Raw genomic sequence first — 816 nt, forward strand, 5'->3', positions numbered from 1 at the left:
GTTGTTACCTTAACCGCAGAACAAATTGAAAACGGCGTTGCGATCGAAGTCACCCCTGGTGATAGCGTGGCAGCGAGCTTGTCGGATGCGGCGGGTAACGTGGTTGAAGCGACGAGCACGTCTATTAGTACAACAGACACCAGCGTGGGTGCACCAAGCATCAGCTTGCAAAGCGCAGGCGCAGATGGCATCTACAACGCAGAAGAACTTGGCGAAGATGGCACGGTAACCGCGACCATCAGCTTGCCAGATGACTTCAATGTTGACACAGACACCTTAACCATTAACGGCGCGACCTACAGTGTGTCTGCTGAAGAAATGACAGCGGGTGTTGTGACGATTGAAGTGGCACCAGAAGGTACCGTTACAGCACAAATCACGGATGCGGCGGGTAACGTCTCGACGCAAGCCAGTGAAACAGTGGCAGGATCGGATACCTCAGCGGATGCGGGTACGGTAACGGTTGATAGCATCACTGAAGATGATGTGATCAATAGCACAGAAAGTGGTCAAACGATTGCAGTGACAGGTACCGCAGCCGGTGGTGACATTGCAGCCCATGACGTTGTTATTTTGATGGTTAATGAAACGCAATATGTAACTGTAGTCGATAGCGACGGTAATTGGTCTGTTGAGGTTGCAGGTAGTGACTTAGCTATGGATACGACACTGAAAGTAGATGTAGTGTCAGGAGATGCAGCGGGCAATACTGTAAGGAGTACGACAACTTCTACTTATACCGTAGACACTAGTTTAGCAACACCAGCTATTTCCTTCGAAAGCACCGGCGATGATGGCGTTTATAACGCAGCAGAG

1 protein-coding gene is annotated in these 816 nt (G+C 50.2%); it reads left to right on the forward strand.

All coding sequences use genetic code 11. The features are described 5' to 3' along the window. Nucleotides 1-816: Ig-like domain-containing protein (locus I8J31_RS20465; protein WP_199470441.1), on the forward strand; the 816-nt coding region annotated here is incomplete at both ends.

Source organism: Marinomonas transparens (assembly GCF_016463975.1).
Classification (GTDB): Bacteria; Pseudomonadota; Gammaproteobacteria; order Pseudomonadales; family Marinomonadaceae; genus Marinomonas; species Marinomonas transparens.